The organism is Burkholderia pyrrocinia, assembly GCF_003330765.1.
Classification (GTDB): Bacteria; Pseudomonadota; Gammaproteobacteria; order Burkholderiales; family Burkholderiaceae; genus Burkholderia; species Burkholderia pyrrocinia_B.
In genome coordinates, this window is sequence record NZ_CP024903.1 from 2205385 (window position 1) to 2224106 (window position 18722).

An 18722-nucleotide genomic window follows, 5' to 3' on the forward strand; every position below is an offset into this window, starting at 1 on the left:
AGCCGGCCGCTTCGTCAGTCAGCAAAATGAAAGAAGGCGCGTCGCCGTGCATGGCGCGCGGCGACGCAGGCGGCGCAGGCCGACGCGTCAGGTCACCGCGCGCCGCGCATTGCGCCCGCGCAGCCACTCGAGCGCAAGCAGCAGGCTCGTCGAGAAGATGATCAGGATCGTCGCGAGCGCGGCGATCGTCGGGCTGATGTTCTCGCGGATGCCGGTGAACATCTGGCGCGGCAGCGTCGTCTGGTCCGCGCCCGCGAGGAACAGCGTGACGACGACCTCGTCGAACGACGTCGCGAACGCGAACAGCGCGCCCGACATCACGCCCGGCGCGATCACCGGCAGCGTCACGCGGAAGAAGGTCGACACGGGATTCGCGCCGAGCGACAGGCTCGCGCGCACGAGGTTCTGGTTGAAGCCCTGCAGCGTCGCGGCGACCGTCGTCACGACGAACGGCACGCCGAGCGCCGCGTGCGCGGCGATCAGCCCCGTGTAGGTATTCGCGAGCCCGAGCGGCGCGAAGAACAGGTACATGCCGACGCCGACCACGACGACGGGCACGATCATCGGCGACAGCAGCACGGCCATCAGCAGCCCCTTGCCGCGGAAGTCAGCCTTCGTGAGACCGATCGCGGCGAGCGTGCCGAGCACGGTCGCGACGACAGTCGCCGACGGCGCGACGATGAAGCTGTTCTTCGCGGCCATCCGCCACTCGTCCGATGCGATCAGGTTCTCGTACCAGCGCATCGAGAAGCCCGGGATCGGATAGACGAGGAACGTGCTCGACGAAAACGACAGCGGCACGATCGCGAGTACCGGCAGGATCAGGTACAGCAGCGTCAGCACGACGAGCACGCGCAGCGCGACGTACCACGCGCGCTCGACGAACGACATGTGCGGCGCGAACAGCGGCCTGGCGAGTTTCATGGTCGACATCCCTTCCCGTTTCCGTGCGTTTTCCTGTGCCCGGCGCTCAGCCGAGGCTCACGTTCGTGCGCGTGAAGCGCCCGTATACCGCGTACAGCACGAGCGTTGCCGCGAGCAGCAGCCCGCCGAGCGCGCACGCCATGCCCCAGTTGATCGTCACGTTCGTGAAGTACGCAACGTAGTAGCTGACCATCTGGTCGCCCGGCCCGCCGAGCAGCGCGGGCGTGATGTAGTAGCCGATCGCGAGGATGAACACGAGCAGCGCGCCCGCGCCGACGCCCGGGTAGGTCTGCGGCACGTACACGCGCCAGAACGCGGCGAACGGGTGGCTGCCGAGCGACACGGCCGCACGCTGGTAGGTCGGCGGGATCGACTTCATCACGCTGTAGAGCGGCAGGATCATGAACGGCAGCAGGATGTGCGTCATCGAGATATACACGCCGACGCGGTTGAACAGCAGCGTCAGCGGATGCGAGATCAGCCCGCTGCCGATCAGCGCCGTGTTGATGAGCCCTTCGCTCTGCAGCAGCACGATCCATGCGGCGACACGCACCAGCACCGACGTCCAGAACGGAATCAGCACGAGGATCATCGCGAGGTTCGCGCGCCGTTCCGACAGCGTCGAAATCCAGTACGCGAGCGGGTAGCCGAGCAGCAGCGCGAACAGCGTGACGGCGACGCCGATCACGAACGTGCGGCCGAAGATCGCGAGGTAGATCGACTGGTCGGGATCGGCCTGCACGATGTGGCCGAAGCCGTCCTGCTTGTGGTCGAGCGCGGCGAGCAGGTAGAACGGCGACACCTGGCTGCCGTTCTTCGCGATCGACTGCCAGTACGCGACGTCGCCCCAGCGCGAATCGAGCGCGATGAATTTCTCGCGCGTCTGCGCGGGCGTCAGCACCGCGCCGGCGGCATCGCTATCGCCCTTCAGCGGCATCGCGCGCGCCGTCTTCGCGACGAGCGAGCGATAGCCGGGAATCTCGGTGTTCAGGCGCCGCGCGAGCGCGCCCATCGCCTCGCTGTCGGCCACCTTCGTCATGTCGGTCGCGAGCGCCACATACGCGGTGTCGGCCGGCGGCGCCTTACGGTCCCAGCCTGACAGCGCGGCGATCGTGTTCGGCAATGCGGTTGCGATCTCGGGGTTCTGCACCGCGCGCGTGAGCAGCGTGCCGATCGGCACGACGAAGATCAGCAGCAGGAAAATCGCGAGCGGCGCGACCAGCAGCAATGCCATCGTGCGCTTGCGGGCCTCGGCGGCCTTCAGCTCGCGCTTGAGCGCGGCTGTCGACGGCGAGGAGGAAGCGATCGTCATCGTATTCAACGGTTGTCTCCGGCCGGGCACGATCCGGTGGAAGGCCGCGCGACGCAATCGACGCATCGCGCGGCCAGTTACATCAGGATGCCTGAACGGTTACTTCGTCGCCCACGCGGCGAAGCGCTGCTCGAGCTCGTCGCTGTGGTCGGTCCAGAAACCGATGTCCTCCAGCACCGCGTTCTTGCCGTTGGCCGGCGAGTTCGGCAGGTTCGCGAGCGTCTTCGCGTCGAGCGACTTGATCGCCGCGATGTTCGCGGGGCCGTACGCGATGTGCTGCGCATACGCCTGCTGCGGCTTCGGCGTCAGCGAATACGCGATGTACTGCTCGGCCAGCGCCTTGTTCGGCGAGCCCTTCGGAATCGCCCAGTAGTCGAGGTCGTAGATGCTGCCGTTCCACACGACCTTCAGGTTCTTGCCTTCCTTCTGCGCGGCGTCGATGCGGCCGTTGTACGCGGTCGACATCACGACGTCGCCGGCGACGAGGAACTGCGGCGGCTGCGCGCCCGCTTCCCACCACTGGATGTACGGCTTCAGCTCGTCGAGCTTCTTGAACGCGCGGTCCTGGCCGGCCTTCGTGCCGAGCACCTTGTAGACATCCTTCGTCGCGACGCCGTCGGCCATCAGCGCGAATTCGAGGTTATAGCGCGCGCCCTTGCGCATTCCGCGCTTGCCGGGGAATTTCTTCACGTTCCAGAAATCGGCCCAGCCGGTCGGTGCCGCCTTCAGCTTGTCCGCGTTGTACGACAGCGCCGTCGACCACACGAAGAAGCCGACGCCGCACACCTGCGGCGATTCCGGAATCAGGTCGGACTTCTTCGCGATCTTCGACCAGTCGAGCTTCTCGTACAGCCCTTCGTCGCAGCCGCGGTTCAGGTCGCCCGATTCGACTTCGACCACGTCCCAGTTGACGTGCTTCGCCTCGACCATCGCCTTGACCTTCGCCTGCTCGCCGTTGTATTCGACGGCCGTGACCTTGTTGCCGGTCGACTTCTCGAACGGCTGGTTGAACGCGGCCTTCTGTGCGTCGCCGTTCGCGCCGCCGAAGTTGACGACCGTGAGCTCGGCGGCCGATGCCGATGCGCCGACTACGGCGAGCGCCAGTGCCAGCGCGGTGCGACGCGCAGTAAAGCTTGCTCGGTTCATGGTGGTTCCTCTCCTCTGGTGGTGGAAGTGGGCAGTTGTTGTTGACGACGTGCTGCGGAAAATCGGGGAAACCATGCTCACGCGAACACGCGCAGGTGTTCGGGCGCGAACGCGAGCGAGACCGGCGCGCCGGGCGAGAACGCGTCGAGCGCGCCGGTGCCGAGCGGCACCTTCACGAAGCATTCGTCCTGGCCCGGCAACGCGCAGCGCATGCGCACGTGATCGCCGAAATAGATGAGGCTGCGCGCCTCGCCGGTCAGCCGGTTGGCGGCGGTGCCGTTCGCGTGCCCGTTCGCACCGTGCGCGGCGAGGCTCATGCGCTCGGGGCGGATGCACGCGACGGCCGACGCGCCCTCGGCCGCTTCGCCGATGGGACGGCCGACGAGCTTCGTGCCGTCGTCGAGCCGGAACTCGCAGAATTCGCCGTCGACGCGCGCGATGGTGCCGCGCAGCCGGTTGCTGTCGCCGATGAAGTTCGCGACGAATTCGTTGCACGGCGATTCGTACAGGCGGTCGACGGTGTCGAGCTGCTGCACGATGCCCTTGTCGAATACGGCGACGCGATCGGACATCGTCAGCGCCTCGCCCTGGTCGTGCGTCACGTAGACGAAGGTCACGCCGAGCTTTTCGTGCAGCGCCTTCAGTTCGTACTGCATGTGTTCGCGCAGCTGCTTGTCGAGCGCGCCGAGCGGCTCGTCCATCAGCACGAGCTTCGGCTCGAACACGAGCGCACGCGCCAGCGCGATGCGCTGTTGCTGGCCGCCCGACAACTGCGCCGGATAGCGTTTCGCGAAGCGCTCCATCTGCACCATCTTCAACGCGTGCGCGACGCGCTCCACGCGCTCGGCGGCCGGCAGCTTGCGCACGGTCAGCGGATACGCGACGTTCTGCTCGACCGTCAGGTGCGGGAACAGCGCGTAGTTCTGGAACACCATGCCGATGTTGCGCTTGTGCGGCGGCACGTTGTTCAGCAGCTCGCCGTCGAGGCGGATCTCGCCGCCGGTCGGGAATTCGAAACCGGCGAGCATCATCAGGCAGGTCGTCTTGCCCGAGCCCGACGGCCCGAGCAGCGTCAGGAACTCCCCGCGGTGGATATCGAGGTCGAGCGATTTGACGACCAGCGTCTCGCCGTCGTAGGTCTTCCGCACGCCGCGAAAGCTGACGATCACATCATCGGACTTCATCGTGGCTGTCCCCCAGGGTCTGTTTACATATGGAACGCGCATGCGTTGCCACGAGAACGGCCGCTCGCGAGGCGCGGGACGCCGCGAATACTGACGTATTCGCAAGGAGCGCAACGCGGCGAGCGGCCGTTCTCGTGGCAACCCCAAATAAAAAACTCATGTCACGGGAATGCCCGAAATCGCCCGTATGGCGGCGTCGCTCGTCGCTTGTTTGGCTCGGCCAAACGGCGCTCCTCACTTCTTGCCCTCCGAGCGATTTCGGGCATTCGCATGTGCGTTCCATATGTAAACAGACCCTTGCTTCGCGACAATTGTTTTCAAGATGCGAGCCACTATACGGCGCCCACGGTTCTACAATAGGGAACCATTTCAATATTACTAGTAGGACCACTTTGGATACCGTGATCCTCGCCGACTGGCTCTCCACCCGCCTCGACCGCGGTTCGTCCGAGCCGATGTACCGGCAGTTGCTGCAGCAGATGCAGCAGGCCATCCTGACCGGTGAATTGGGGCCAGGAACAAAACTGCCGAGTTCGCGGACGCTCGCGGCCGACCTGTCGATCGCACGCAATACCGTGCTGCACGTGTACGACCAGTTGACGGCCGAAGGCTACGTGCTGACGACGACCGGCAGCGGCACCTACGTGGCCGATACGCGGCCGGACGCCGCCGCGATCCGCGTGCCGGGCGCCGCGCCGCCGCCGTCCGACGCCGGTGAGTCGCCGCTGCCGGACGCGCAGGGCAGCCTGTCGATGCGCGGCCGGCAACTGATCGAGCACGCGGGCGTGTCGCGGCGCCAGTGGGGCGCATTCATGCCGGGCGTGCCGGACGTGTCGGAATTTCCGAGCCGCACGTGGAGCCGCCTGCAGGCGCGGCTGTGGAAGGAAGCGAACCCCGAGCTGCTGACCTATGCGCCGGGCGGCGGCTACCGGCCGTTGCGGCGCGCGCTCGCCGATTACCTGCGCGTCGCGCGCTCGGTCAAATGCTCGCCGGACCAGGTGATCATCACGACGGGCATCCACCAGTCGATCGATCTCGCGGTGCGGCTGCTGTCCGACATCGGCGATCGTGCGTGGGTCGAGGAACCGTGCTACTGGGGCGTGCGCAGCGTCTTGCAGGCGACCGGCCTCACGCTCGCGCCGGTGCCGGTCGACCAGGAAGGGCTCGACCCGAGTGCCAGCGACATGCAGCATCCGCCGCGGCTCGTGCTCGTCACGCCGTCGCATCAGTACCCGCTCGGCATGGTGATGAGCCTCGCGCGGCGCCGGATGCTGCTCGAATACGCTCGCCAGCACCGCTGCTGGATCATCGAGGACGACTACGACAGCGAATTCCGCTACGGCAGCCGCCCGCTCGCATCGCTGCAGGGGCTCGACGACGGCGGCCGCGTGATCTACGTCGGCAGCCTCGGCAAGATGCTGTTCCCGGGCCTGCGGATGGGCTACATGGTCGTGCCCGAGCATCTGGTCGACACTTTCCGCACCGGGCTGTCGGAGCTGTATCGCGAGGGCCAGCTGATGCAGCAGGCCGTGCTCGCGGAATTCATCATGGACGGCCACCTGACTTCGCACGTCAGGCGGATGCGCACGCTGTACGGCGAGCGCCGGCAACTGATGATCGACGCGATCCGCGCGCGTTTCGGCGATGCGCTGCCCGTGATGGGCGACGAGGCCGGCCTGCATCTGGTGCTCGGCCTGCCCGACGCCTGCGACGATCGCGCGGTCACGCAGAGCGCGTTCGACGCGGGCGTGATCGTGCGCCCGCTCACCAGCTACTACAGCCGCCAGGACACGGCGCGACGGGGCCTGCTGCTCGGTTATGCGTGCGTCGCGCACGAAGGCATCGGCCCCGCCTTCGACACGCTCGCGAATACCATCGAGCAACATCTGCCGCAGCACGTCACGCGCGCGGCATAGGGTTAGTCATACGCAGCGCCGCCCGCGTTACTGCGCGCTGCCCGCCCCGCGATCGAGTGACGCCGCGCGCACGGCTTCGCCGGGCTTCGTGAACACGCGCTGCCGCAATGCGGCGATCCGGGCGTCGCGATCCTGCGGCGACAGGCCGGCCGACTCGATCTGCGCACGCTGCGCCGCATAGTCCGCGTAGCGGCCCTGCCACGATGCGTCGTCCTGCTGCATCTGCGCGACGCGCGCGGCGGCCTCGGGCCCGAGCGTCTGCGTCAGTTGCGCGCGCATCGCATCGGGTGTCGCCCCGCTCTTCTGCAATTGCGCGATCTGGTCGATCGCGGCCCGCTGCCGGTCGACCCGCTGCTGCGCGGCGCGTTCGTCGGCCGGCATCTGCTGCTCCAGCGCCGCGAGCCGCTCGGCCTTCTGCGCATCCGTCAGCGTGCGATCCTGCGAGATCTTCAGCCGCGCGAGATCGTAGCGCTGCCGCCACTGCTCCGCGCCGAAGAACGGCTGGCTCCAGTCGCCGAGCGTGCGGTACGCGATCGACGCGCGCTGGTCGAGTGCAAGCTGCAGCGCGCCCAGGTCGGACTTGTCGACCGCGCCGGCATCGCGCAATTTCGAGAGCGCGTCGAGATACGCGCGATAGCGGTGCCACACGTCGAGCGCCTCGGCCTGCGCGACCGTGCCGTCGAGCTGCGCGGCGATCTCGCGCACGACGAACGCATCGAGCGCGGCCGCGCTCAGGTCGCTCTGCGCGGTCAGGCAGTAGTCGAAGAAATCGCGCACCGCGCGCGACTTCGCAAGATGGCCGCCGGCATCGAGCGGCAGCCGCGGCGCGCTGGAACCGGCCAGCGACGACGGCAGGCCCGCGCTCGCGGGCACGGCCGCCTGCGGCGGTGCGGCAGCCATGCCGCCTGCCGCTACCGCATCCGGCGGCTCGCCGGCACCACCCGTGCCGCGATGCCATCCCGCACCGCTCCACATCGCGACGCCGGCGATCGCCGCCAGCCCCACGACACCGTAGACCACAGCGCGCCGCGCCAGCGGCGCGCGCCCTTCACGTGCCGTCATCGATTACACGCCAGCGAGCTGCAGCCGGTTCGCATGCGTGCGGATCACCGCGACCGGATCTTCCGCATACGCGCCGCGCACGCCGAGCAGCTGGTTGATCTCGTCGATATGGTTCCACTTGTAGTTCGTGCTCAGCACCTTGCCGTATAGCGCGCTGCACTTCGACACGAGCCCGTCGTTCTGGCCCGAGCCGCGGTTGATCATCACCGTGCCCGTGCCGAACAGCGCGAGCGTCGACGGGTCGAGCGCGTTCGCCGGATCGACGAGCGGAATGGTGCTCGTGTCCACCGCGCCCGTGACGCCGAACGCGGAGATCGTCGGCTGGACCGCCGTACCGGCCCACGAATACAGCAGATGCGTGTTGCCGCCGACGGTTTCAGTCGCCGCGCCGGTCTGGCAACTGCCCGGCGCGCCAAGGCCCGCGCTCGGATAGTTCTGGTTGAACGTGGCGGCCTGTGCGGTCGTCAGCGTCTTCAGCGAGGCGAGCGCGTCCTGGTTCGTGTTGTGGCTGCTGCTCGTCAGGATGCCGAACACATTGACGAACGCGGCGATCACCGATGACGAAATCCCGGTCGGATCGTACGCGAGCACGCTCTGCACGAAATCGGCGAACTCGGAGCCGCGATGCGGCGTGCCGATCGTCGTCACCGACGCGACGAGATCGGGCGCGACGGCCGCGACATAGCGCGACGTCAGCCCGCCCTGGCTGTGGCCGACGAGATTGACCTTGGTCGCGCCCGTCGCGGCAAGCACCGTCTTCACGTACGCGAGCAACTGTTCGCCGCGCCCGTTCGGGCCGTCGTCGCTCTGGAAGCCCGACAGGTTCGCGACGTAGACGGTCGCGCCATGCCGCTGCAGGTCTTCCTGGATGCCGTACCAGTACTCGAGCACGCCGGCGTACTTGTCGGTGCCCGTGAGCCCGTGCACGAGGATGATCGGATAACGCGTCGCCGCGTAGTTGTCGGCGGGCGCGGTCGCCGCCATCGCCGCGCGCGTCGTCGCGAGCGTCATCACCGCGGTCGTCCCCGCGAACGGCGCGACGCTCATCGCGCATGCCACTGCCCCTGCCACCACCCTGGAACGCATCGATCTGGCCATGCATGTTCTCCTGATTATTGTGCTGCCGGTGCGAATGTGATCGGATCGACGCGCACGGGGCCGCGCGGGCGCCGTGTGCGTCGAATGCGGGAGTGAATCACGAGTTGCGAACGTTTGCGCCCTGACTAGACACGGTTCTCTAATCGGTTGACGCGCCCCGCCCGTTCGGGCGGGGCCGCGTTCATGCACGCGCATGCTGCAACGCACATGCGCCACGCGCTATAGCTTCGCGCTCACGCGCAGCCATGCGGTACGGCCCGGCTCCATCACCGGCACGTTCGCCGGATAGCCGAAGCCCGCGTTGCCGGCGAGGTTCAGGTGCTCGGTGTAGGCCTTGTTCAGCACGTTGTCGACGCCGACCGAGATCTGCACGGTCTTGCTGACGTTGTATTGCGTATGCAGCGACAGCACGCCGAATCCGGCGCTCGGGCCGAAGTCCTTGCCGACCACGTTGCCCTCATTCAGTGCATAGCGATGCTGCGGCGCAACGATCCGCCACAGGCCGCCGGCCGACCATGCGCCGCGCGTGTATTCGAGCCCGATGCGCGCCTCGAGCGGCGGCATCTGCGGCAGCGGGTCGCCGCTCGCCACGTTGCGCCCCCACGCATACGCGAGCGACGTCTCGACGCGCAGCGGCGCAACCGGCCGCCACGCCACGCCTGCTTCGCCGCCCATGATCTGCGCGTTGACGTTGGTCGCCTGCGTGGTCGGGCCCATCATGCCGGCCGCGTAGTTGAACAGGATGAAGTCCTGCACGTAACCCGCATATGCCGACACCCACGCATCGAACCGGTCGCTCTTGTATTGCGCGCCGATGTCGAGCTGCGTGGTCTTTTCCGGCTGCACCGCCGAGAACGCGTTGACCGAACCGGCCGGCCCGCGCTTCGCGGAGAACAGCTCCCAGTAGTCGGGGTAGCGCTCCGCATGGCCGATCCCCGCGTACCACGTGACGGGCAGCGACGCGAGATCGCGCTCGTAGCGCACGAAGCCGCTCGGCAGCACGCGCGCTCGATCGTCGTCGAAGGTCGAATTCGGCTTGCTCGTCATCATGCCGCTCGTCGTCGCGCGCTTGTCGCGTGCGCTCGCATAGTCGATGCGCGCGCCGCCGATCACGCGCGACACGTCGCTCGCATACCACGTCAGCTCACCGAACGCGCCCGCGTTCCACATCGTCGCCTGCGCATCCCACGGCTGGTCGCCATAGTTCTGCCGCCCCATCGCGGAGCGTGAATCGAGCCGGTTCGATTGCGCGTCGACACCCGTCACGAGCTTGAATGCGTCGCCGAAACGGAACGTCACGGCCGCGCGCGCGCCGAACGTGCGGCGCCGCACGTCGGCCGCCATCCGCATCGGCATGCTGCTGGTCGGGTCGGGCTGCCGCAACGTATAGTTATCCATCACGTGGTCGGCTTCGTTGTAGTACACGCGCGCCTCGATCCGGTCGAGCACGTCGCCGAGATGCCGCTTGTCGAACGACAGGCCGAAGGTCTCGCGGCGGAACTGCGCGCCGTCCATCCCGCGGCCCGCGTAGCGCGCATAGCCGTCGCCGGTGCCGGCGGTCAGCTCGACGCGCGTGTGGTCGTCGGGCGTCCAGCCGAGCGCCGCATCGGCGTTCCACTTGTCCCACTGCGACGGCACGGTGTTGCCGTTGCCGTCCTTGTAGTCCTGCGAATGCGCGTGGTTCGCGGTCACGCGGCCATAGACGTCCGGCGTGCCGGCCGTCACGTCGATGTTCTGGTCGTTGCGGCCGAACGACCCGCCGACCAGACTGCCGTCGAAGCGCATGCCGGGACGCTCGAAACGCGGCGTCACGCGCTCGAACAGCACGGTGCCGGCCGACGCGCCGGGGCCGTACAGCACGGTCTGCGGCCCTTTCACGACGGTGACCTTGTCATAGCTTTCCGGCGCGATGTACGAAGTCGGCGCATCCATCCGGTTCGGGCATGCGCCGAGCGTCGGCATCCCGTTCGCCAGGATGTTCAGCCGCGAGCCGAACATCCCGCGCAGCACGGGGTCGCCGTTCGTGCCGCCGCTGCGGATCGACGTGAAGCCGGGGATCGTTTTCAGGTAATCCGCGCCGTCGCTGGCGGGCAGCGGCTGGCGCGGTGCCTTCGGGTCCGTGACGACGACGAGCGGCGTCGTCAGCGGCGACGCGACGACCTCGACGGGCGGCAGCAGCAGGGCCGCGTCGTCCGCAGGCGCGCCGGCCGCGCGCGCCGTTTCGGCCGCGGCGGCGCTCGCCGCCATGGCGCCCGCAGCCAGCGCGGGAACGGTAAGTTTCAGCATCCGCGGCACGCGCCGCGCACAGGCATTGCGTGACGCCCGCGGCGCACGCAACTGGAAATTGGTCATGATCGAAAGCCCGAGTGACGCCCTCCACGCGGCCGCGACGGGCCGCACGGATATCGGCGGTGGAAAGAACGGAAAAAAGCGCGTCAGGCGCGCTCGGGCGGTGCGCGTGGATACGCGCGCGGATAGCGGTTGGCGCGCGCCGCGACGGCAAGCGGCGCGGCGGCGGAAACCGAAACGACGGAAACGGAACCGAACGACGCGGCGGCAGGCGCGCCGATCACTGGACTGTGTGCGAAGAAGCCGCAGTAGCCGCACGCATCGAGATGCAGCGCATGATCGTGCATGCGGCCCGCGTCGGGCGACCGATGCGCGCCATGCTCTGCACTGCAGACGATCGCGTCGGGCGTGGCCGCCTGTGCGATGCGCCACTGCGACACCAGCGGCGCCGCGATCGCGAACCAGATCGCGAGCACGCCAAGCCAGGCGGTCAGGTGACGATGTCGGTGCAGCATGCGCGGCGGCAAGTAAGCGGAATGTAAAAACAGCCGAGATGTTACAGAATGTTCGCCGCGCTGACCAGCCGCACATGACGGTAAACGGACCGGGGGCGCATGGTTGTCAACACAACCATGCGCCCCCGCCTGCCGTGCGCTTGCGGAGCGCGGCGATCAGGGCGCCATGCGTCGCAGCACGTCGTCGCGCCGGACGAAATGATGGTAGAGCGCGGCCAGCGCATGCAGGCCGATCACGAAGTAGAACGCGTTGCCGATCAGCTCGTGTGCTCCCTTGATCGTCGGCTGCAGCGCCTTGTCGGGGCCGAACAGCGTGAACGACACGCCGAGCCAGTCGAGCGACACCGGCTTGCCGCTCATGTTGATCATCATGATGCCGAGCAGCGGCTGCGCGATGATGAAGACGTAGAGCGCGACATGCGCGAGCTTCGAGAGCCAGCGCAGCAGCGCCGCCTGCGGAATGGCTTGCGGCACGCGGCTGACGACCCGCCACAGCACGCGCAGCACCGACAGCACGAGCACGAACGTACCCGCGGTGAGGTGCACGTTCATCCAAAACACACGGCTGTCGCTGCCTTTCGGCCCGCGGATCTCGATGGCCAGGTAGGCCAGCGCCACCAGCAGGAAGATGGCCCAGTGGAAGAAGATCGCGGGCGAGCTGTAGCGCGTCTGTTTCGCGAGGATGTTTCTCATGCGTGGTCTCGTGTTGTATGCGGGGAGGGGCGCATGCCGCAACCGGCCGGCACCCGGCAGAGCTGCCACGATTGTAGCCGCACGGGCGTCCGGTTTTGTGCGATGCGCTCAAATATCCGACGAATCGTCAACGCGCGTGGCCGGCATATGGAAAATCCGCATCGCGCGCCCGGACGGCTGTGGCACGATGAAGCTTTGGTGCGACGGCGCGCGGGCATCATGAGCAAAGCGTTCTTCGTTGCGGCCTACCGGCTGACCGCCGCGTTGCTCGCGGTGTCCACCACGCTGCACAGTGTCGCCGACTACTGGCGCCTGCCGAACTTTCATCTCGGTAACTTCCTCAGCTACTTCACGCAACTGAGCAGCCTCTATGCGGCCGCGATGCTGGCCGCGGGGCTCTGGCGCATCGCGCGCCCCGGCTCGGCCCGCTACGAATCGATGCGCGGCGCCGCCGTGCTGTACGTGCTGATCACCGCGATCGTGTACGAACTCCTGCTCGCGCGGCTCGATGCGCTGCGCCACATCACACCGGCGTTCAACAACTGGGTGCTGCACCGGATCGTGCCGGTTGTCATGCTGTGCGACTGGCTGTACGTGGAGCCGCGCTCGCCGATCCCGCGGCGCAGCGCGTTCGCGTGGCTCGGTTTTCCGGTCGTCTATCTCGGCTATACGCTCGTGCGCGGCGCGCTGGAGAACTGGTATCCCTACCCGTTCGTCGATCCGCGGCCGCACGGCTACCTGCCGGTCGCGATCCAGTGCTCGTTGATCGCGCTCGGCGCGGCGGCGCTCGCACTGGGCATCCGCTGGCTCGGCAATCACGCGAGACAGTCCGGCACCGCGACGCTCAAGGAAGGTTGAAGGCGGACGAAGGCGGGAGCGTGTGCGCCGCCCGGCGCACACGTGGCGGTGCGGGTTGTCAGCCGCCGTTGCGCGGCAGGAAGTTCAGCGGATCGACGACCTTGCCGTTCTGGCGGACTTCGAACTCGAACGTCGAACGGCCGCTCGCGTCGGTGCCCATCTCGGCGACCGGCTGGCCCTGGCGCACCGCGTCGCCTTCGTTGACAAGCAGCTTGCCGTTGTGCCCGTAGGCCGTGATGAGCCCGTTGTCGTGCTTCAGGATCACGAGCGGGCCGTAGGCCTTGACGCCGGACCCGGCATAAACCACGCGCCCGTTCGCCGCGGCCCGCACCGAATGGTCGGGCCCGGATGCGGCGATTACGAGGCCGCGCGTCTTGCCGGCCGTAAACGGCGCCGCGACGACACCCGTGGCCGGCCATGCGAGCGAGCCCGGCTGCGCGGCCGCCGCGGGAGACTGCCCGAGCGACGTCGCGGCGGGCGGCGGCGCGACGCGCAGCACCTGGCCAGGCGACACGGCATCGGTAGGCGCCATGTGATTCCAGCTGGCCAGGTCCTGCACGCGCTGCCCGTAGGCGCCCGCGATGCCTGCGAGCGTATCGCCCGGGTTCACGCGGTAATAGCCGGCGATCACGCCCGGCGTTGCGGCCGACATCGGTGTCGACTGGCGCGCCGGCTGCCAGTTGTCGGTCCACGGCGTCATCGTACAGCCCGACAGCGCGACGGCCGCGGCGACGAGCGCCGCCTGCGGCAGCCAGCGCGTCAGCGCGTCATGGATGGGAATATTTTCTCTCAAGGGTCCTCCCGGATTTGCGTCGTGGCGCCGCCCACCGCCCTCCGGCGCGCGACGCACGATGTCCGGCCGTACGGCCGGATCAACCAGTATCCGACCGCTCTCGCGGCCGTCAGTTTCCACAGCGGAACGTCGGCGCGAACGGGCTCACCGGCCCCTTTCGCACATCGTTCCGATCGGCAAAGATACCATTTGTCGCGGTCAGGACCGCGACAGGCGCCTGATCCGGCAACAATCTTGCGCCGCCGCAGGGGTGTGCCGGCGGCCTGCGAGCCGCGCCGCGCGGGCCGCCCGGCGGATCTTGCCGCATTCGCCCCGGCCGCGTCGGCCCCGTCACCGCCCCGCCGCGATCGCCGCCTATACTCGGTGATGCGCAGCGCGATCCAACGACAACGAGGAGCATGACAATGAACAACGCGACGTTTCTTTCCGTGCAGCTCAACGCCGACGATTTCGCCGGTTCCAGCGGCCTGGTCGAATTGCTCAACCGGCACCTGCTGTTCGCGACCGACGTCGCCGAAGCGGCCGATGCGCTCGTCCAGCTGGCGAGCGTCGCGCACCTGACGGGCGCCACGCGCCACAGCGTCGAGTTGCCGGTCCTCGCCATCGAACGGCTGCGCGACGCGCTCGACACGCTGAGCGGCTACGACGAAACGTGGCTGCAGGTGCTGGAACCGGCCGAAGCGCTGTTCCGGGATATCGGGCGCGGCAGGCGCCCGCTGCACTGACCGCCGGCGCGTCACGCGCCGCCAATGAAAACAGCCCGTCGTTCCGCATGGCGGAACGACGGGCTGTTTGTACTACAGGGGGTCGGATCTGGCCGCCAAGGCGGCCGTGCCATTAACGACCCTTGTAGACCGGTGCGCCGTCAGCGATACGCTTGACTTGCCAGCCGGTCTTTGCCGCGGCCGGTACGCCCGATTCCTGCGCGGCGGCCGGTTGCGCGCCATAGCCGGTCGTGTCGGCGGCGGCGACGTTCTGTTGCGGGTTCACACGGGCTTCAGCAGCCTGGATGCCTTCCGGGTAGTTCGTACGGTCGCTGCCCAGCTTGTAGCCGGCCTGTTGCACGGCGACCAGCTCGGCCTTCACCTGCGCACGGGTGACGGGTGCGTTCTGTTGGGCGAACGAGACGGCGGGAACGGCGAGGACAGCAGCTGCAGCGAACGTTGCGATCAGCGATTTCATGATTACCTCCGGGATTTTTTTGCTCCGCCGCACACACCATGTCTGCAGCGATGGAACAGAGTTTAGTCCCGGGAGCACCTAGGGAAAACCATGAAAGAACGAAAACACTGTTTCCCCGGAGCCAACAATGTCGGCATCCGGGACAGAAAAACCCTACTCAAAGAATAGATTTTCGCAACAATGCGGCCCTCGCGGGCGAGTTACGACCAGTTCGCGTGGAAGCTGCCCGGCTTGTCGGTGCGCTCGAACGTGTGCGCGCCGAAGAAGTCGCGCTGCGCCTGCACAAGGTTCGCCGGCAGCCGCTCGGAACGGTAGCTGTCGAAGTACGCGACCGCCGACGCGAACGCCGGCACCGGCACGCCGGCCTTCACCGCGGCGACCACGACGTCGCGCAGCGACGCCTGGTAGTTCGCGGCGATGTCCTTGAAGTACGGATCGAGCAGCAGGTTCGCGAGCGCCGGATCCTTCGCGTACGCGTCCGTGATCTTCTGCAGGAAGCGCGCGCGGATGATGCAGCCCGCGCGGAAGATCTTCGCGATCGTCCCGAGGTCGAGGTTCCAGCCGTATTCTTCGGACGCCGTGCGCAGTTGCGCGAAGCCCTGCGCGTACGAGATCACCTTGCTCAGGTACAGCGCGCGGCGCACCGCTTCGACGAACGCGGCGCGATCGCCGTCGAACGGCGCGGCGGCCGGGCCCGACAGGATCTTGCTGGCCGCGACGCGCTCGGTCTTCAGCGACGACAGCACGCGCGCGAACACGGACTCGGTGATGAGCGGCAGCGGCACGCCGAGATCCAGTGCGTTCTGGCTGGTCCACTTGCCGGTGCCCTTCTGCGCGGCGCGATCGAGGATCACGTCGACGAGGTGCTTGCCGGTCTCTTCGTCCTTCTTGCCGAAGATCTTCGACGTGATCTCGATCAGGTAGCTGTCGAGCTCGCCCTGGTTCCATTCGGTGTACACCGCACCGAGTTCGTCGTTGGTCAGGCCCGCGACGTCCTTCAGCACCGAATAGCTTTCGGCGATCAGTTGCATGTCGCCGTACTCGATGCCGTTGTGGACCATCTTCACGTAGTGGCCCGCACCGTCCGGGCCCATGTACGCGACGCACGGCTCGCCGTCCGACGGCGCCTTCGCGGCGATCTGCTTGAGGATCGGCTCGACGAGGTCATACGCGTCGCGCTGGCCGCCGGGCATGATCGACGGGCCGCGCAGCGCGCCCTCTTCGCCGCCCGACACGCCGGTGCCGATGAAGTGCAGGCCCGATTGCGCGAGTTCCTGGTTGCGGCGGATCGTGTCGGTAAAGTGCGTATTGCCGCCGTCGATCAGCACGTCGCCCTTCTCGAGCAGCGGCTTGAGCGATGCGATCGTCGCATCGGTCGCTTCGCCTGCCTTCACCATCATCAGGATCCGGCGCGGCGTTTCGAGCGACGCGACGAACGCTTCGAGCGTAAAGGTCGGCACCAGATTGCGGCCGGGGAATTCGGCGATCAGTTCGTCGGTTTTCTCGCGGCTGCGGTTGTACACCGACACCGCGTAACCGCGGCTCTCGATATTGAGAGCGAGATTGCGACCCATCACCGCGAGCCCGATCACACCGATTGCTTGTTTGCCCATTAGTCAATTCTCCGGAAAAAACGGGGCGCGACCCGACCCGGGCCGCGCGCACAGGCGAAAGGATAGTGGAAACCCGGCAGCGATGCGCGCTTGCGTGTCATTGCTCCGCGTGCGGAAGCCGCCGGAACACGACGCTCAGGTTGTTCGCCGGCATCTCGACGACCTCGATGCAGTCGAGCCCGCGATCGAGGCCGAGCGCGACGACGGCCTCGAGATCGCGCACGCCCCACGACGGATCGCGGCTTCGCAACTGCAGGTCGAATGCTTCGTTCGACGGCGCCGTATGCCGGCCCTCGCGACGATACGGGCCGTACAGAAACAGCACGCCGCCCGGCCGCAGCAGACGCGACGCGCCCGCGAACAGCGCGTCGGTGCAGGCCCACGGCGAGATATGAATCATGTTGATGCAGACGATCGCGTCGAGTGCGTCGACCGGCCAGGACGCGTCGCGCACGTCGAACGCCAGCGGCCCGGCGACGTTCGCGAGGCCCGCATGCGCGATCCACGCGGCGATCGAACGCCGCGCCTGCGCATCGGGATCGCTCGGCTGCCAGCGCAGGCCCGGCAGCGCCTGCGCGAAGTGGACGACGTGCTGGCCCGTGCCGCTCGCGATTTCGAGCACGCTGCCGCTGGCCGGCAGCACGCGGCGCAATACGTCGAGGATCGGCCCGCGATTGCGTTCGGCCGCCGGCGCCGACAGTCGCGCGGACGGATCGGGCGAAGGCGTCGCGCCGGTCACGATGCCTGCTCCGGTGCGTGGCCCGTGAGACCCAGCCGCGCAGTCAGCGCGTCGAGCGCGGGTGCGCAGCGCGCCTCGACCTTCAGCGTCAGCATCGGATCGGCGCGCGTATGGCCGAGATTGAGCGCGGCGACCGGCTTGTGCTGCGCCTGCGCCCACACGCAGAAGCGGTAGCCGGAATACACCATCAGCGACGAGCCGACGACGAGCAGCGCATCGGCCGCATCGAGCGCCTGCGAGGCCAGCGCCACGCGCTCGCGCGGCACGTTCTCGCCGAAGAACACGACCGCCGGCTTCAGCAGGCCACCGCACGCGGGGCACCCCGGGATGCGGAACGTATCGAGCGCGGCCCATTCGAGGTGCGCGTCGCCATCCGCGGCCGGCTCGGCCTGCGCGCCCAGCAGTTCGGGATTGTCGGCTTCGAGCACGGCCTGGATCGTCGCGCGCGCATGATGCGCGCCGCACGCGAGGCACGTTACGCCGTTGATTCCGCCGTGCAGTTCGATCACGTCGCCGCTGCCCGCACGCTGGTGCAGGCCGTCGACGTTCTGCGTGACGAGGCGCTCGATCCGGCCCGCGCCGCCGAGCCGCGCCAGCGCGACGTGCGACCCGTTCGGCTGCGCGCGGCCGACGACAGGCCAGCCGATCATGCTGCGCGCCCAGTAGCGTCGCCGCGCGGCATCGGAGCCGAGGAATTCCTGGAGCTGGATCGGCGGCGAGCGCATCCATTGGCCGTTGCGGTCGCGATAGCCGGGAATGCCGGAATCGGTGCTGATGCCCGCACCGGTCAGCACGAGCAGATGCGGATGACGCTCGACGAACGTGTGCAGCGCATCGAGCGCGGCCGGATCGACGTCAGCGGATGAGGGGTCGTGCAAGGCTTTATCGTTCATGTTGGCAACGCGTGATCGGGCGCGCCGGCAGGCCGTGCGCCCGCACGGGCGGCCAGGCACGCCAGCACATGATACAGAACGCCGCGCGATCGGGCGGAAGGCCCGCGTGACAAACCGGCGCACAAAAAAAGACGCCCATTCGCCGCTCGGCGATGGGCGCTTCAACAATTGATCCATCGGGGTAGTGGATCAACTGACAGCACGATTTTGCGGCGTCCGCCACGCTGCGGCCGGCGAACGCTTCCCCTGGACTACGCGTGTTCCGCGATGTCGCGCGCATCGTTGCGCCGCCGGCTTTCCGGTGCGATCCGGTTCATGCCCGTCGCGCCGACGCCATGCACGGCGCGCGAACGAATACGCCGCGCGACGACTCTCGTTGCGCGCTGCGGAATGACGATCCGGGATCCGGGCCGGGCCATCCGCATGCGTTCGCGGCTCATCCCCGACGGCCGACTGGCTCCAGTCGGCCTCGTGCGTCACACATGCACGTCGTCGTTCAGAACGA

Annotated in this window: 17 protein-coding genes; 3 read left to right on the top strand and 14 right to left on the bottom strand. The window is 67.9% G+C overall.

Going from position 1 to position 18722, the window contains the following annotated elements; genetic code table 11:
• Positions 1-87: 87 nt before the first annotated feature.
• The 4 genes from CUJ89_RS27590 to CUJ89_RS27605 form a co-directional block, all read right to left on the bottom strand.
• The gene (locus CUJ89_RS27590) at positions 88-924 is read right to left on the bottom strand and encodes an ABC transporter permease (protein ID WP_047901362.1); all 837 of its coding nucleotides are present in this window, start codon (positions 922-924) and stop codon (positions 88-90) included.
• A gap of 46 nt (positions 925-970) precedes the next feature.
• Positions 971-2236, bottom strand: coding sequence for an ABC transporter permease (locus tag CUJ89_RS27595; protein WP_201752415.1), 1266 nt, complete (start codon positions 2234-2236; stop codon positions 971-973).
• A gap of 99 nt (positions 2237-2335) precedes the next feature.
• Positions 2336-3382 carry an ABC transporter substrate-binding protein gene (locus tag CUJ89_RS27600; RefSeq protein ID WP_114180488.1) on the bottom strand — a complete coding sequence of 349 codons (1047 nt, stop codon included), beginning with the start codon at positions 3380-3382 and terminating at the stop codon, positions 2336-2338.
• Positions 3383-3459: 77 nt separating this feature from the next.
• The gene (locus tag CUJ89_RS27605; RefSeq protein WP_114180489.1) at positions 3460-4566 is read right to left on the bottom strand and encodes an ABC transporter ATP-binding protein; all 1107 of its coding nucleotides are present in this window, start codon (positions 4564-4566) and stop codon (positions 3460-3462) included.
• A 392-nt stretch (positions 4567-4958) separates the two neighbouring features.
• Between CUJ89_RS27605 and CUJ89_RS27610 the strand changes: the two genes are divergently transcribed.
• On the top strand, positions 4959-6482 hold the full coding sequence (locus tag CUJ89_RS27610) for a PLP-dependent aminotransferase family protein (protein ID WP_114180490.1): 1524 nt from the start codon (positions 4959-4961) through the stop codon (positions 6480-6482).
• A 27-nt stretch (positions 6483-6509) separates the two neighbouring features.
• Here CUJ89_RS27610 and CUJ89_RS27615 read toward each other — a convergent pair whose 3' ends face one another.
• From CUJ89_RS27615 to CUJ89_RS27640, 5 genes are all read right to left on the bottom strand, one after another.
• The gene (locus CUJ89_RS27615) at positions 6510-7544 is read right to left on the bottom strand and encodes a lipase secretion chaperone (protein WP_114180491.1); all 1035 of its coding nucleotides are present in this window, start codon (positions 7542-7544) and stop codon (positions 6510-6512) included.
• Positions 7545-7547: 3 nt separating this feature from the next.
• The gene (locus CUJ89_RS27620) at positions 7548-8642 is read right to left on the bottom strand and encodes an esterase/lipase family protein (RefSeq protein WP_114180492.1); all 1095 of its coding nucleotides are present in this window, start codon (positions 8640-8642) and stop codon (positions 7548-7550) included.
• Positions 8643-8861: 219 nt separating this feature from the next.
• Complete coding sequence (locus CUJ89_RS27625; RefSeq protein ID WP_114180493.1) at positions 8862-10994, bottom strand: TonB-dependent copper receptor; 2133 nt, start codon at positions 10992-10994, stop codon at positions 8862-8864.
• Positions 10995-11077: 83 nt separating this feature from the next.
• Positions 11078-11446: a DUF2946 domain-containing protein gene (locus tag CUJ89_RS27635; protein ID WP_114180494.1), complete on the bottom strand. Its 369-nt coding sequence runs from the start codon at positions 11444-11446 to the stop codon at positions 11078-11080.
• A gap of 156 nt (positions 11447-11602) precedes the next feature.
• Entirely contained in the window at positions 11603-12139 is a 537-nt protein-coding gene (locus CUJ89_RS27640) for a cytochrome b (protein WP_114180495.1), read from the bottom strand.
• 219 nt (positions 12140-12358) lie between these two features.
• On the opposite strand from CUJ89_RS27640, the gene CUJ89_RS27645 reads away from it, so the two are divergent.
• Positions 12359-12997, top strand: coding sequence for a Pr6Pr family membrane protein (locus CUJ89_RS27645; protein WP_114181595.1), 639 nt, complete (start codon positions 12359-12361; stop codon positions 12995-12997).
• A gap of 58 nt (positions 12998-13055) precedes the next feature.
• On the opposite strand, the gene CUJ89_RS27650 is transcribed toward CUJ89_RS27645, so the two are convergent.
• Complete coding sequence (locus tag CUJ89_RS27650) at positions 13056-13790, bottom strand: peptidoglycan DD-metalloendopeptidase family protein (protein WP_114180496.1); 735 nt, start codon at positions 13788-13790, stop codon at positions 13056-13058.
• A gap of 404 nt (positions 13791-14194) precedes the next feature.
• On the opposite strand from CUJ89_RS27650, the gene CUJ89_RS27655 reads away from it, so the two are divergent.
• Entirely contained in the window at positions 14195-14515 is a 321-nt protein-coding gene (locus CUJ89_RS27655; protein WP_114180497.1) for a hypothetical protein, read from the top strand.
• Positions 14516-14627: 112 nt separating this feature from the next.
• Here the strand turns inward: CUJ89_RS27655 and CUJ89_RS27660 are convergent, their stop codons facing one another.
• From CUJ89_RS27660 to CUJ89_RS27675, 4 genes are all read right to left on the bottom strand, one after another.
• A complete protein-coding gene (locus tag CUJ89_RS27660) occupies positions 14628-14972 on the bottom strand; it encodes a DUF4148 domain-containing protein (RefSeq protein WP_114180498.1) in 345 nt (114 codons plus the stop codon).
• 200 nt (positions 14973-15172) lie between these two features.
• Entirely contained in the window at positions 15173-16585 is a 1413-nt protein-coding gene (gene gndA / locus CUJ89_RS27665) for an NADP-dependent phosphogluconate dehydrogenase (RefSeq protein WP_114180499.1), read from the bottom strand.
• Positions 16586-16682: 97 nt separating this feature from the next.
• Positions 16683-17324: a DUF938 domain-containing protein gene (locus CUJ89_RS27670; protein WP_114180500.1), complete on the bottom strand. Its 642-nt coding sequence runs from the start codon at positions 17322-17324 to the stop codon at positions 16683-16685.
• The gene (locus CUJ89_RS27675; protein ID WP_114180501.1) at positions 17321-18217 is read right to left on the bottom strand and encodes an NAD-dependent protein deacetylase; all 897 of its coding nucleotides are present in this window, start codon (positions 18215-18217) and stop codon (positions 17321-17323) included. Before CUJ89_RS27675 ends, CUJ89_RS27670 begins: the two co-directional genes overlap by 4 nt.
• Positions 18218-18722 lie beyond the last annotated feature (505 nt).

Coding starts and splice junctions, on each gene's coding strand:
- CUJ89_RS27590 (WP_047901362.1), bottom strand. CDS start 924: ATGAAACTCGCCAGGCCGCTGTTCGCGCCGCACATGTCGTTCGTCGAG.
- CUJ89_RS27595 (WP_201752415.1), bottom strand. CDS start 2,236: ATGACGATCGCTTCCTCCTCGCCGTCGACAGCCGCGCTCAAGCGCGAG.
- CUJ89_RS27600 (WP_114180488.1), bottom strand. CDS start 3,382: ATGAACCGAGCAAGCTTTACTGCGCGTCGCACCGCGCTGGCACTGGCG.
- CUJ89_RS27605 (WP_114180489.1), bottom strand. CDS start 4,566: ATGAAGTCCGATGATGTGATCGTCAGCTTTCGCGGCGTGCGGAAGACC.
- CUJ89_RS27615 (WP_114180491.1), bottom strand. CDS start 7,544: ATGACGGCACGTGAAGGGCGCGCGCCGCTGGCGCGGCGCGCTGTGGTC.
- CUJ89_RS27620 (WP_114180492.1), bottom strand. CDS start 8,642: ATGGCCAGATCGATGCGTTCCAGGGTGGTGGCAGGGGCAGTGGCATGC.
- CUJ89_RS27625 (WP_114180493.1), bottom strand. CDS start 10,994: ATGACCAATTTCCAGTTGCGTGCGCCGCGGGCGTCACGCAATGCCTGT.
- CUJ89_RS27635 (WP_114180494.1), bottom strand. CDS start 11,446: ATGCTGCACCGACATCGTCACCTGACCGCCTGGCTTGGCGTGCTCGCG.
- CUJ89_RS27640 (WP_114180495.1), bottom strand. CDS start 12,139: ATGAGAAACATCCTCGCGAAACAGACGCGCTACAGCTCGCCCGCGATC.
- CUJ89_RS27645 (WP_114181595.1), top strand. CDS start 12,359: ATGAGCAAAGCGTTCTTCGTTGCGGCCTACCGGCTGACCGCCGCGTTG.
- CUJ89_RS27655 (WP_114180497.1), top strand. CDS start 14,195: ATGAACAACGCGACGTTTCTTTCCGTGCAGCTCAACGCCGACGATTTC.
- CUJ89_RS27660 (WP_114180498.1), bottom strand. CDS start 14,972: ATGAAATCGCTGATCGCAACGTTCGCTGCAGCTGCTGTCCTCGCCGTT.
- gndA (WP_114180499.1), bottom strand. CDS start 16,585: ATGGGCAAACAAGCAATCGGTGTGATCGGGCTCGCGGTGATGGGTCGC.
- CUJ89_RS27675 (WP_114180501.1), bottom strand. CDS start 18,217: ATGAACGATAAAGCCTTGCACGACCCCTCATCCGCTGACGTCGATCCG.